Here is a 14186-nt window from a genome sequence, read left to right as displayed (position 1 = left end):
TTAGAGGATTCAATAATATTTTTCAGTAAGATCTACTGTTATTTCACCTAAGTAATATTCATTTAATTTTTTAATGCTAGTAGAGGTTTTACTATATCGCCATTATTTGATAATGATTATCATAATCATTTGTGGTTATAAACTCAACTGTCTATTAAGAATAAAATAGCAGGTTACTGATGGCATTGATTTAATAGAAGAAATAAATAATGAATAAATAGCGATAGCTGTTACGCGGATTAAAGTTTTTTAAATAAAACCAGTAACGAATAAAATATATTTAAGTATTTATAACGCAAAACGGGCCACATTAATTGTGGCCCGCTGCAACATTAACCAATACTCTGCGAATTAAAATAAACGCGCTTTAGCCTCGGCAATGGCCGATGCGACTTGTTGAGGTGAAACACCGCCTTTAGCAACACGCTTATCTAAACAAGATTGCAATGCCAGAATCGGATAAACATCATCGCCAATGACTGCACTGAATTTTTGCAAGTCACTTAGTGATAAAGCCTCTAATGCTTTCCCCTGACGAATAGCCTCAACCACCGCTTCACCAACAATATGGTGTGCCTCACGGAATGGCACACCTTTGGCGACCAGATAATCAGCTAACTCAGTCGCATTGGCATAACCTTGCTCAGCCGCTTCTTTGCAACGGGGGCGTTTCACCTGAATGCCATCCAGTACCAGCGCCGCCATATGCAAGCAGTCAAGCCAGGTATCGAGCGCATCAAACAGGCCTTCTTTGTCTTCTTGCATGTCTTTGTTATATGCCAGAGGCAGGCCTTTGAGCGTCATCATCATCCCAGTCAATGCACCCTGTACCCGGCCACATTTCCCACGGATTAATTCCAGCGCATCTGGATTTTTCTTTTGCGGCATCAAGGAAGAGCCAGACGTAACACGATCCGATAAATCAACGAAAGCAGCTTCACCGCTGTTGAAGAAAATCAAATCTTCAGCAAAACGGGACAAATGCACCATACCAATACTGGCATCAGACAGTAATTCCAACACATGGTCACGGTCAGAAACACTGTCCAGGCTATTACGAGTAGCCGAAGCAAAACCTAACCAACCCGCCAGTTGTTCGCGATCAATAGCGTAGGCCGTTCCAGCTAAAGCGCCACTGCCTAACGGGCTGACATCCAGGCGTTTCAAGGTATCTTGCAGGCGGCTTTCATCACGAGCCAGCATTTCAGCATAGGCCAGACACCAGTGTGCAAAGGTCACAGGTTGAGCACGCTGCAAATGGGTATAACCCGGCATCACGGCATCCTGATTGGCTTCGGCAGTGATAACCAGCGCTTGTTGCAATTGCTGCACGGCGGTTTTCAATTCGGTTATCTGCAATTTGCACCACAACTTCAGGTCAGTTGCCACCTGATCGTTACGGCTGCGCCCGGTATGCAGTTTTTTGCCTAAATCACCAACTTTATCGATCAGTTTGGTTTCTACCCAACTGTGAATATCTTCCGCATCACTGTTCAAAATAGCCTGTGGATCGGCCTGAACTTCCTCTAATAAAACGGAGAGCGCCTGCTCAAGTTGTTGCTGTTCTGCCGCCGTTAAAACGCCGACCGTGACCAGTGCTTTCGACCAGGCAACAGAACCGATAATATCCTGCTCTGCCAGTCGGTAATCAAACCGCAGGGAATCGTTAAATTGCTTAAAACGCTGATCTGCCGCCTGACTGAACCGTCCGCCCCACAATGCCATAATCTTTCTTCCTTAAGTTCTCCCCTTCGTCCTTGAAGCTACAGGGTTGTTAGCTGCGCTCGCTCACCCGAATCACTGACTCATGTCAGCTCATCGGGATGAGTTCACTTGCTGCCTACCTGTAATGCCAATGACTTTGGGTTATAAAAATTTATAATAAAATAAACAGTATTAAGCCAGAATACGTGTACCGATCGGCTCACCATTAAACAATGCGGGTAACTGATCCGCATGACGCCAACTGGCGATATCCACCGGACGGCCCAATGAGCGAGCCGCATCCAGCGCCGCATTCACTTTCACCACCATGCCGTCCGTGATGATGCCCTGCGCAATTAATTGCTCCGCTTTTTGTGCGGTCATTTCAGCAATGCGCTGGCCTTTGCCATCTAAAATCCCACTGACATCCGACAGCAAAATTAAATCGGCTCCCAATGTCGCGGCCAATGCAGTCGCTGCCTGATCGGCATTTACGTTCATCAGACTACCCTCTTTAGTAATACCAATAGAGCTGATGATAGGCATGTAATTTGCGGCCAGTAAGGTTTGTACTAAAGCCGGTGAGCCAGCTTCGGCTTTGCCCACATGGCCAAGTGTCGTATCCAGCGGGGTGACCGACACGGTATGACCATCACCCAAGCATAAGCCAACAGCATTGATGTCATGTTTAACCGCCCAGGCCAGCAATGTTTTGTTGGCGGTACCCGCTAATGCACCGGTAATAATGTCAATTTGATCTGCTGGCGTCACACGCAGGCCGTTTTTCTTCACCACCGGCAACGCAAGTTTTTTCATCAAATCATCAACCAAACAACCACCACCGTGCATAATCACCAGCGGGCGCTCATGCTTCTCACGATAGGTCACCAATGCAGTAAACAGGCGTTCCAGCGCTTCTTCGCTGTCGAGCAACACGCCACCTAATTTAATGACCAACGGGTTTATCATGTTTCGCCTCAATATAATTAGAAAAAATGTCAGTTCCGACTCGGTTACAACCTCTGCTGCTTAGCGTTTTATTGCTCACAACAGAGATTGGGTTTCCGCAAAGCCAAAACGTATATTCATGCATTGCACCGCCTGGGCCGCCGCGCCTTTCAGCAGGTTATCTTCTGTCGCGACAATAATTAAATGTTCACCCTGTACAGAGAAACCGATATCACAGAAAGGTAGACCCACCACCGCTTTTAGCGCCGGTACGCCTTGCTTATAGAGCCGAACCAGTGGCTTATCCTGATAGGCATTATGGTATGCCTCAGCGATATCTTGTGCTGTCACGCCCGCATTCAGACGGCAGGTAATGGTCGCCAAAATACCGCGAGCGAAATTCCCCAAGTGCGGGGTAAAAATCACTGGAGTACCAAGGTGGGCGACAATTTCCGGCTGATGACGATGATTAAACAAACCATAGGGTTGCAAACTCACTTCACAGAAACTGTTGCCAATGCTGGCTTTGCGCCCCGCGCCACTAACACCGCTGACGGCGTTAATCACGGGCCACTGCGCATCATTGAGCAAACCACCCTCTACCAGCGGTTTAAGTGCTAGCTGGGATGCGGTGGGATAACAACCTGGGACCGCGATCAATTGGGCCTGCTTAATTTGCTCAGCCTGCCATTCAGCTAATCCATAGACCACTTTATCCAACCAATCGGCATGTTGATGCTCAAAACCGTAATATTGACTATAAAACCCCGCATCCTGAACCCGGAATGCACCGGAGAGGTCGAATACCACACAACCTGCTGCCAGGAATTGTGGCGCTAAATCATGGCTGACCTCATGAGCGGTGGCGAGGAAGACAACATCCACACCTTTTGCCGCTTGAGCCACATCCAGCAAGGGTTGTAACGGAAGATCGATAATGCCTTTTAGCTGCGGATGCAGATCAGAAAGTAATTTCCCTGCATCTGTACTTTGCGCTGAAACCGTTAAACCGGTTATGTTCATATGTGGGTGACGATTCAGGTAAGCCGTAAGCTCAGCTCCGGCATAACCACTGGCACCAACAATTAGCGTATTCAACATGGGTTCAGTTCACCTTGCCCTTCGTGCTTTGGGGATAAAAATGTTATTCGGTATAAAGACATAAGTAGTCAAAACCGGCATTTGGGTTCTCAGCAAGGTTTTACTGTTCCCCCACGTGATTGAGCATTGACATTTTCGTAAATTTAAGGGTGTTTTTAGGTTCCCTTACGCTCAAGCTTAATGTATTTTTATTCATAATTAATGCATGAATATTGATACTACCCTAACCAAAGGCTGTCAACAGTGAAGATGAAATTACCTCCATTTATTGAGCTGTATCGGGCGCTAATCGCAACGCCATCGATCAGCGCAACCGATAGCGCCCTCGATCAAAGTAATGAGGCGTTAATCAACTTGTTGGCCGGATGGTTTGCTGATCTGGGTTTTCGCATCGAAATCCAGCCGGTACCGGATACACGCCACAAATTCAATCTGCTTGCCTCTATTGGTGAAAACTCTGTTGGCAAAAAAAGCAGCGGAGAGGGCAGCGGCGGGCTGCTCCTGGCAGGTCATACTGATACCGTACCTTACGATGAAGGCCGCTGGACTCGCGACCCTTTCACTCTGACCGAGCATGACAATAAATTGTATGGTCTGGGTACTGCCGACATGAAAGGCTTCTTTGCCTTTATTCTTGATGCGGTGCGTGATATCGATGCCAGTACATTGAGTAAGCCGCTCTATATTCTCGCCACCGCCGATGAAGAGACAACCATGGCGGGCGCACGCTATTTTGCCGCTTCCACCCAATTACGCCCTGACTTTGCCATTATCGGTGAGCCAACATCACTGCAACCGGTGCGCGCGCACAAAGGCCATATTTCCAATGCGATTCGTATTACCGGTCAGTCCGGCCATTCCAGTGATCCGGCGCGTGGCGTTAATGCTATTGATTTGATGCATGAATCTATTACCGAGCTAATGAAGCTGCGTACTACTTTGCAAGAGCGTTATAACAACCCGGCATTTGCTATCCCTTATCCGACAATGAATTTCGGCCATATTAATGGCGGTGATGCTGCGAACCGTATCTGTGCTTGCTGTGAATTACATATGGATATCCGCCCGTTGCCGGGGCTGACATTAAGTGATCTGGATGAATTGATGGCTGAAGCACTGGCCCCCGTCAGTGCCCGCTGGCCGGGTCGCTTGAGTATTGACCAGCTGCATCCACCGATTCCGGGCTATGAATGTCCGACAGATCATCATATGGTCGGGATTATCGAGGAATTACTGGGTGAGCGCACGGCAGTGGTGAACTACTGCACCGAAGCCCCGTTTATTCAGCAAATTTGCCCGACATTGGTGCTAGGGCCCGGCTCCATCAATCAAGCCCATCAGCCGGACGAATTTATCGACATGGCCTTTATCGAACCCACTCGTGAGCTGATTGGTCAATTAGTCGATCATTTCTGCCAGCAATAGTTACCTCTTATGGGGTAGGTGATCAATTTTGCCCATTAGAAAGACTGATAACCTGCCTCTGGTAATTAAATTTCAGAAATATCCCCAAAAATGATGTTTTTTTGCTGAAAATAGTGTCAATTGGGGTATGGAATTGAACGTGGCGAGTGGATTTGTCCATCTCAGCTTCTTGGGTGAAATTAATTTACATACTCATCAAGTTACGAAGGGTACTAAAAGAAATCATATGAACGAACAATATTCCGCAATGCGAAGTAACGTCAGTATGCTCGGTACGCTACTCGGGGACACCATCAAGGAAGCGCTTGGTGAACACATCCTTGAAAAAGTAGAAACCATCCGTAAATTATCTAAATCTTCGCGTGCCGGTAATGAAGCGAGCCGTCAGGAGCTACTGACGACACTGCAAAATTTATCCAACGACGAACTGCTTCCGGTCGCCCGTGCTTTTAGCCAATTCCTCAATCTGACGAATACGGCAGAGCAATATCACAGCATTTCGCCGCATGGTGAAGCCGCAAGTAACCCGGAAGCCCTGGCCCAACTGTTCACCCGCTTAAAAGACAAAAAGCTGAGTGAGCAAGACATGCGCAGCGCGGTTGATGAGCTATCCATTGAGCTGGTGCTAACGGCTCACCCAACTGAAATTACCCGCCGTACCTTGATTCATAAACTGGTTGAAGTGAATACCTGCCTGAGCCAGTTGGATCACAATGATTTAGCCGATTACGAACGCAACAAGATCATGCGTCGTTTGCGGCAGTTAGTCGCACAATCATGGCATACCGACGAAATTCGTAAAATCCGCCCTTCCCCGGTTGATGAAGCCAAATGGGGCTTTGCGGTGGTTGAAAACAGCTTATGGGAAGGTGTGCCAGCTTTCCTGCGTGAATTTAACGAGCAGTTGCAAAACTCCCTCGATTACCGCTTGCCGGTAGAAGCGGTGCCGATCCGCTTCACTTCATGGATGGGTGGCGACCGTGACGGTAACCCAAATGTTACCGCTGAAATTACCCGCCATGTGCTATTACTGAGCCGCTGGAAAGCGACCGATTTATTCCTGCGCGATATTCAGGTATTGGTGTCAGAGCTTTCCATGTCGGAATGTACGCCGGAACTGCGTGAATTGGCGGGCGGCGAAGAGGTGCTCGAACCTTATCGTGAACTGATGAAACGCGTGCGTACTCAGTTGACCAATACTCAGGCTTATCTGGAAGCACGTCTGAAGGGCGAGCGCGTATTGCCACCAACAGATTTGCTGGTCAGCAATGACCAACTATGGGATCCGCTATACGCTTGTTATCAATCCCTGAAAGCTTGTGGCATGGAAATCATCGCCAACGGCCAGTTACTCGATACCTTGCGCCGTGTGCGCTGCTTTGGTGTGCCATTGGTGCGTATCGATGTGCGTCAGGAAAGCACCCGTCATACCGATGCTATTGCTGAACTGACCCGCTATCTGGGCCTCGGTGATTATGAAAGCTGGTCTGAAGCGGACAAACAAGCCTTCCTGATCCGCGAACTGAATTCCAAACGTCCACTGGTTCCGCTGAAATGGGAACCCAGTGCCGATACCCAAGAAGTGTTGGAAACCTGCCGGGTGATTGCCGAAGCGCCGCAAGGTTCTATCGCCGCTTATGTGATTTCCATGGCGAAAGTGCCATCGGATGTGCTGGCGGTGCATTTGCTGCTGAAAGAAGCCGGCTGCCCATTCACTCTGCCAGTCGCGCCATTGTTCGAAACACTCGATGACCTGAACAATGCGGACGACGTGATGACCCAGTTACTGAATATCGACTGGTATCGCGGCCTGATCCAAGGCAAGCAGATGGTGATGATTGGCTATTCTGACTCAGCGAAAGACGCCGGTGTGATGGCCGCGTCCTGGGCGCAATATCGGGCGCAAGATGCATTAATCAAAACCTGCGAGAAAGCCGGTATCTCCCTGACACTGTTCCATGGTCGCGGCGGTTCTATCGGCCGCGGTGGTGCACCCGCCCATGCCGCGCTGCTTTCTCAGCCTCCGGGCAGCCTGAAAGGCGGCTTACGTGTCACTGAACAAGGCGAGATGATTCGCTTTAAGTTTGGTCTGCCGGAAGTCACCATCAGCAGTCTGGCCCTGTATGCCAGTGCGGTGCTGGAAGCCAATTTGTTACCGCCGCCGGAACCGAAGAAAGAGTGGAATGAGGTGATGGATATTCTGTCTGATGCCTCTTGTGAGATGTATCGCGGCTATGTGCGTGAAAATCCACAGTTCGTGCCTTACTTCCGCGCCGCCACCCCTGAACTGGAATTGGGCAAGCTGCCATTGGGTTCGCGCCCAGCCAAACGCCGCCCGAATGGCGGGGTGGAAAGCCTGCGTGCTATTCCGTGGATCTTCGCCTGGACACAAAACCGCCTGATGTTACCGGCCTGGCTGGGTGCCGGTGCCGGTTTACAGAAAGCCATCGATGCCGGTAAGAAAGAAGTATTAGCCACCATGTGTCGTGACTGGCCGTTCTTCTCAACCCGCATTGGTATGCTGGAAATGGTGTTTGCCAAAGCCGATTTGTGGCTGGCCGAATATTATGACCAACGTCTGGTGGATAAGTCATTGTGGCCATTAGGACAGCAATTACGCGACCAACTGGCATCTGATATTAAAGTGGTGCTGGCCATTGCCAACGATGATCACTTGATGGCTGATTTGCCGTGGATTGCCGAGTCGATTGCGCTGCGTAACGTCTATACCGACCCATTAAACGTGTTGCAAGCCGAACTGTTGCACCGTTCACGCCAACAAGAACACCCTGATGCCCGCGTTGAGCAAGCATTGATGGTGACCATCGCTGGGGTGGCAGCAGGGATGCGTAATACCGGTTAGTCATTGATTTTATGGGGAAGAGATTCCCCTTTTTATCTTTTGGCTGTTGGTAATGAGATGTTCGGTTGATATTGACGGGTACTCCAGTTCGGTTGTTATGAACTAACTCAGACCGAATCAGGTTTCGGTTGATATTCGTTCAGTGACCACTTAATCCCCGTCGCCTCAACCGAGCAGGAGATGAATCACGGCGGTCCGTCAGCGGAATGATGAAGAAGGGAACCCACGAAGTAGGCAGGCGATACGTGCGAAGCGCGGGATTGCACAAGGGGCCATGCTTATGGCTCCTTTGACGGTTGGTTCATCAGAGGCTAAGAAAACTCGGAGCTTTAACAACCGAATCGGATCACCAATCACCAATCACCAATCACCAAAATAAATCACAATAAAAAGGGGCCACCGCCCCTTTAAAAAATTACGGCCTCACCCCCAGCGTATGGCAAATGGCATAACTCAATTCTGCCCGATTTAAGGTGTAGAAATGGAAATCCTTCACCCCTTCGCGGCTAAGAATCTTCACCATATCCATCGCTACTGATGCACCGACCATTTTGCGCGTCTCAGGGTCGTTATCCAGCCCTTCAAATATAGTGGTCATCCAATTAGGTACCCGCACATTGGTCATGGTGGCGAAGCGCTGGAGCTGTTTAAAGTTAGATACTGGCAAGATACCCGGCACAATCTCAACATCAATACCCGTCGCTACACAGCGGTCACGAAAACGCAGGTAACTTTCAACATCAAAGAAAAACTGAGTGATAGCGCGGTTGGCACCGGCATCAATCTTGCGTTTCAGGTTAATCAGGTCAGCTTGCGCGCTTTTGGCTTCAGGGTGCACTTCTGGATAAGCGGCAACTGAGATATCAAAATCACCGACATCTTTCAATAAACCGACCAAATCAGAAGCATACATTTCTGGCTTGCCACTGTCGGGCGGTAAATCGCCGCGCAGCGCCACGATATGGCGAATACCGCTATTCCAGTAATCAGTGGCTATTTCACGTAACTGAGTAGGAGAAGCATCAACACAGGTCAGATGTGGAGCCGCTTCAAGGCCGGTGCGCTCTTTAATTCCTTTGATGATGCTATGAGTACGATCGCGTTCACCGGAGTTAGCACCATAAGTCACTGAGACAAATTTTGGTTTCAGAGTGCTCAGTCGGTCAATCGAGCTCCACAGGGTATCTTCCATCTCGCTGGTACGCGGCGGGAAAAACTCAAAAGAAACATTAATCTGGCCTTGCAGCTCTGCCAAACTTTGATTCAGCGCTTCCCGCTGGTTTGCGTGGAAAAAACTCATACCCTGTTACCCCATTGCCTATTGTCATCATTTTGACGACTTATGTTATCTGTCATTTTATAAGCGTCTATACGTTTAGACGTCTAAATAGAAAATGACCGAAGTTGGCTAAAGAGTCAACTTTTAAATAAGTTTAGAACGATGATTAATATTCACACTCAATGCGCGGAAAATTCATGCAGCAAGAAATATGGTGATTTCGCCTCCCCTGCGATAGGCAGAGAAGGCGAATAAGTGCAGATTACAACAGCTGGGACAGGCGGTTTAAATCAGACTGAATAGCACCGGCAGTAACATCGCGCCCTGCCCCTGGGCCACGAATAACCAACGGGTTATCGCGATACCAACGGCTCTCGATGGCAAAAACGTTATCGCATGGCAGCAACGAAGCTAACGGATGATCAGCACGTACTGCTTCAACGCCCACTCGCGCCTTACCATTGGCATCAAAGCGCGCGACGTACCGGAGCACCAGACCCATTTCATTGGCTGCTTCTAAGCGCTGAATCATTTGCTGATTCAATGCTTCGCCATTCTCAAAAAATTGATCTACGGAACCAACATCGGCACCCGCAGGGACTAGCGACTCCACCCGCACCTGATTCGGTTCAATGTCGTAACCGGCTTCACGAGCTAAAATCACCAGCTTGCGCATCACGTCTTGCCCGGAGAGATCGACACGCGGATCCGGTTCGGTCAAGCCCTGTTGCCAGGCTTGATCCACCAGCTCGGTAAAGGGCACCGTGCCGTCAAATTGCAAGAACAGCCAGGACAGAGTGCCAGAGAAAATACCGCTGATCGCCAGAATACTGTCGCCGCTATCGCGCAAATCGCGCACGGTATGGTTGACCGGTAACCCCGCGCCCACCGTGGCGTTATACAACCAGTGGCGGCCAGTTTTAGCAAAAGCATCACGGATTTGGCGGTAATTATTGCTGCTGGAGGCTCCGGCTAATTTATTGGCGCTGATAACGTGGAAACCATAGCTGGCGAAATCCAGATACTGCTCAGCAAGTGACTCACTGGCGGTCACATCCAACACCACCAAATCATCAAATGGGTGCGCGCGCATCCACAAGAACAAGGATTCTTCATCCTGCTCTTTAGCTTCATCATCGTAAAATGCCAGCGTCCGGCTAGCGTCCAGCCCGTCATAACTTAACAAACTACGGCGGCTATCTACCACACCGGCTAGCACGAACTCAAAACCACTGCGAGCTGAGATATTCTTCTGCTCACGGGCAAATAGCTCCAACCAGCGAGCACCAATATTGCCTTTACCAAACAGCATCAAACCGATGCGCTTCTCTGCACGGAACAGTGATTGGTGTAAGCCCTGAATCAAGTGCTCAGTCGGCCCGAGACGCAGCACCGCAACCATACTGATGCCATCTTCCGCCTGCCAAATAAACTCGACGGGCTGATCTTTCAGTTGTTGATAGAAACGGTGGCTATGCAATGGGTTCTTGCTGACCCCAGCGCCGACCAAAGCGACCAGAGCCAACCCCTCGCGCAGAGATAATTTCCCTGGCAGCGTGGCATCCTCCAGCACTCTTAATGCGCTGTTAACCACTTCGGAGGTATAGCAAAGTTGCAATAGATTACGATCAGGATGAATACCGGTAGCCAGCGGCTTGATTTGCGCGCGTTTGAGCAGTAAATCGATCTCTTTCTGTGCCAGCGAGAAATCATGGTGGCCGGCAATCTGTAATTCGATCAGGCAGACATCATCGTGACTGGTGACAATTTTGGCACCTGACCCGGAAGCCAGCACCCGCTCAATACGGGTTGAGCCCTGTTCTGGCTGATAGCTACAACGCAGTTGTAAATCAATATCGCTGCCGGAAACCGGCTGTAGGGTACGGGTATGCAGTACCGGAGCTGCCAACCGAGCCAGTTCACTGGCTTCATCCAGCCGCAGTAAAGGTAACAAACAAGCATCTTTCACTTTGCGCGGGTCAGCACTGTATACCCCCGCCACATCACTCCAGATGGTGACCCGTTCGACCCCTGCCAGCGCCCCAACCTGAGTGGCCGAGTAGTCACTGCCGTTACGCCCCAACAACACAGTTTCACCGGCGTTATTGCGCGAAATAAACCCCGTCACTACCAGACGTTGGTGTGGGTGTTGTGCCATTAATTGCTGCAACAACGGATATGAACGGCCTTCGTCGATTTGTGGCTGTGCCGCACGTTCAGCACGCAGGAAACTGCGAGCATCGAGCCAGTCGGCATCCATATCGAGTTTGTTCAACACCGCAGACATCAAGCGGGCCGACCAAATCTCACCATGACCAACCACTTCGGCATAGATTGCATCGTCGACTTTGTTGTCCAACAGGCCAGCCAGGCGTTCCAAATCATGAATAAATTCACTAATTAACGGCTCGGCCATTTCTGGCGACAATAAACCACTAATCAAGTCATGTTGGTAACGACGCAGGTTTTGCTGCACCTGATGAGCAGAAAGACGATCAGTTTGACTCAGCTTCAACCAGCTAATCAGCTGGTTTGTGGTGCTACCCGCCGCAGACACCACCATAAGGTCGCCGGGATGACTGTAGTTAGCCATAATATTGGCCACCCGCAGGTAACACTTCACATCCGCAAGACTACTACCACCAAATTTATGCAGTTGACGGCCGGTCACCGCCGCTGCTACCGCTGTTGCATTCATACTTACCTCGGTCTCGCCAACTGGAAAGCATTTTCCAAATCGGCAATCAAATCTTCGCTGTCTTCGATACCCACGGAAATTCGCAATAAACTATCAGTAATACCGGCGGCCGTGCGCGCTTCTGGCGCCATACCGGCATGGGTCATGGTCGCGGCGTGGGAAATCAGGCTTTCAACGCCCCCCAAAGACTCTGCCAGGGTAAATAATTCAAGGGCAGAGAGGAAACGACGCAATACCTGCTCATCACCATCAAGCTCAAAACTGAGCATCGCACCAAAACCTGACTGCTGACGGCGAGCAATTTCGTGGCCGGGATGTTGTGGCAGAGAAGGATGATACAGCTTTTTCACTAAAGGCTGTTGCTCTAAATAGCGGACAATTTCATCTGCGTTTCGCTGCTGTTGAGCCATACGCGGTGACAGCGTGCGTAACCCACGTAATAACAAGTAGCTGTCAAATGCCGCACCGGTCACGCCGATATTATTCGCCCACCATGCCAGCTCGACAGCCAACTCAGGATCTTTGGCAATGACCGCACCCGCCACCACATCAGAATGACCGTTCAGATATTTGGTACAGGAATGCACCACCAGATCCGCCCCCAAAGCCAGCGGCTGCTGTAGCGCCGGGCTAAGGAAGGTGTTATCACAAACCGTTAATGCGCCGACGGCATGAGCGGCTTTGCAGATAGCGGCAATATCCACCACTCGCAACAGCGGGTTACTCGGGGTTTCAATCAAAACCAACTTGGGTTTTTCAGCCAATGCCTGACTCAATGCCACGTCATCGCCCTGGTCAACAAACAGAACCCGATAGGCACCGCGTTTGCTTAAGCTATCGAACAGACGATAACTACCTCCGTAACAGTCATGCGGAGCAACCAGCAGATCGCCGGGTTTAAGGAAGGTGGTGCAGACCAAATGAATCGCCGACATCCCACTGCTGGTCATTACCGCACCTGCGCCCCCTTCCAGCTCAGCCAATGCCCGCTGCACCACATCACGCGTCGGGTTACCGCGACGAGAATAGTCATGGGCGCGTGGCTGATTAAAATCGATAAAATTATAGGTACTGGAGAGGTGAATCGGGGGGACAACGCAGCCGTATTGCTCGTCATCGTTCAACCCGCTACGCACTGCTATGGTTGCCTGTTTACGCGTCATATGGATTTCCACCAACCGGATATCGAGAAAATGTTACGCCAGAGTAGACGCACAAATTACGGACGTCAATACATCTGGACATCTAAACTTCTTTGCGTATAGATTGAGCAATGGGATAATAACCGCTAAAATTATAAAGGTTTTAGATATCCTTATGATGTCAGTCAGGTTTCAGTGGTGCCTTGTTTAACCACGAATTTGTTTAACCACAAAGATGGCATAGAAAGGTAATAGCTATCAATAAATAGCAAAAAAGGTTATTTCAGTGACATTAGTCTAGTAAAATCGACATTTATTTAGTGAGAACAGCGAAGATCGGGCATAATTGGCCGGTTTTCAGAACTTGGTATTTTTCCGACAAATTTAAGGTGTCCCATGGCTGAGTGGAACGGCGAGTATGTCAGCCCTTACGCTGAACACGGTAAGAAAAGCGAGCAGGTCAAAAAAATTACGGTATCCATTCCGCTGAAGGTTTTAAAAATCCTCACCGATGAACGGACTCGCCGTCAGGTGAACAACCTGCGCCATGCCACCAACAGTGAGTTGTTGTGTGAGGCTTTTTTGCATGCATTTACCGGCCAGCCGCTACCGAATGACGAAGATCTGCGCAAAGAACGCAGTGATGAAATCCCGGAAGCCGCGAAGATTTTAATGCGTGAATTGGGTGTTGATCCCGATACCTGGGAATATTGATTTCCAGCTACCGTCCGGTTCAATCTGGACCTGATAGTAGAAATGAAAAAAGGCCCCTGGAGGCCTTTTTTTCGTCTGACGGGCAATAATTACTTCTTAGCACCCGGCACGCTGAAACGCTTGTTAAAGCGGTCAACACGGCCACCGGTCGCAACATCACGCTGCTTACCAGTGTAGAACGGGTGGCATTCGCCGCACACGTCCAGATTCAGGTCATGACCAACAGTAGAGTTGATCTTGATAACGTTACCGCAAGAGCAAGAAGCAGTAACTAAATCGTATTTAGGGTGGATACCTTTTTTCATGGAAAAC

10 protein-coding genes are annotated in these 14186 nt (G+C 49.6%); 3 read left to right on the top strand and 7 right to left on the bottom strand.

Annotation, left to right across the window (positions count from 1 at the left end):
* Positions 1-351: 351 nt before the first annotated feature.
* From argH to argC, 3 genes are all read right to left on the bottom strand, one after another.
* Positions 352-1725 carry an argininosuccinate lyase gene (gene argH / locus QSV56_RS21170; RefSeq protein ID WP_046049983.1) on the bottom strand — a complete coding sequence of 458 codons (1374 nt, stop codon included), beginning with the start codon at positions 1723-1725 and terminating at the stop codon, positions 352-354.
* A gap of 171 nt (positions 1726-1896) precedes the next feature.
* Entirely contained in the window at positions 1897-2673 is a 777-nt protein-coding gene (gene argB / locus QSV56_RS21165) for an acetylglutamate kinase (protein WP_072086066.1), read from the bottom strand.
* Between the two features lie 75 nt (positions 2674-2748).
* Positions 2749-3753, bottom strand: a complete 1005-nt coding sequence (argC, locus tag QSV56_RS21160; RefSeq protein ID WP_301213656.1) for an N-acetyl-gamma-glutamyl-phosphate reductase — start codon at positions 3751-3753, stop codon at positions 2749-2751.
* Positions 3754-4002: 249 nt separating this feature from the next.
* Between argC and argE the strand changes: the two genes are divergently transcribed.
* A complete protein-coding gene (gene argE / locus QSV56_RS21155) occupies positions 4003-5178 on the top strand; it encodes an acetylornithine deacetylase (protein WP_301213681.1) in 1176 nt (391 codons plus the stop codon).
* 226 nt (positions 5179-5404) lie between these two features.
* The gene (ppc, locus tag QSV56_RS21150) at positions 5405-8041 is read left to right on the top strand and encodes a phosphoenolpyruvate carboxylase (RefSeq protein WP_019080279.1); all 2637 of its coding nucleotides are present in this window, start codon (positions 5405-5407) and stop codon (positions 8039-8041) included.
* Between the two features lie 415 nt (positions 8042-8456).
* Here ppc and metF read toward each other — a convergent pair whose 3' ends face one another.
* The 3 genes from metF to metB form a co-directional block, all read right to left on the bottom strand.
* Complete coding sequence (gene metF / locus QSV56_RS21145) at positions 8457-9341, bottom strand: methylenetetrahydrofolate reductase (RefSeq protein ID WP_005163851.1); 885 nt, start codon at positions 9339-9341, stop codon at positions 8457-8459.
* 241 nt (positions 9342-9582) lie between these two features.
* Positions 9583-12018: a bifunctional aspartate kinase/homoserine dehydrogenase II gene (locus QSV56_RS21140; RefSeq protein ID WP_046049981.1), complete on the bottom strand. Its 2436-nt coding sequence runs from the start codon at positions 12016-12018 to the stop codon at positions 9583-9585.
* A 2-nt stretch (positions 12019-12020) separates the two neighbouring features.
* The gene (metB, locus tag QSV56_RS21135; protein WP_019084396.1) at positions 12021-13181 is read right to left on the bottom strand and encodes a cystathionine gamma-synthase; all 1161 of its coding nucleotides are present in this window, start codon (positions 13179-13181) and stop codon (positions 12021-12023) included.
* Positions 13182-13556: 375 nt separating this feature from the next.
* Here metB and metJ point away from each other — a divergent pair, with 375 nt between their 5' ends.
* A complete protein-coding gene (gene metJ, locus QSV56_RS21130) occupies positions 13557-13874 on the top strand; it encodes a met regulon transcriptional regulator MetJ (protein WP_004392248.1) in 318 nt (105 codons plus the stop codon).
* Positions 13875-13963: 89 nt separating this feature from the next.
* Here the strand turns inward: metJ and rpmE are convergent, their stop codons facing one another.
* Positions 13964-14179: a 50S ribosomal protein L31 gene (gene rpmE, locus QSV56_RS21125; protein ID WP_019080282.1), complete on the bottom strand. Its 216-nt coding sequence runs from the start codon at positions 14177-14179 to the stop codon at positions 13964-13966.
* Positions 14180-14186 lie beyond the last annotated feature (7 nt).

The organism is Yersinia sp. 22-579 (genome assembly GCF_030433455.1).
In the GTDB taxonomy this organism is placed as follows: Bacteria; Pseudomonadota; Gammaproteobacteria; order Enterobacterales; family Enterobacteriaceae; genus Yersinia; species Yersinia enterocolitica.
Note: the sequence above shows the minus strand (reverse complement) of the source record. Positions and strands in the feature narration are given on the sequence as shown.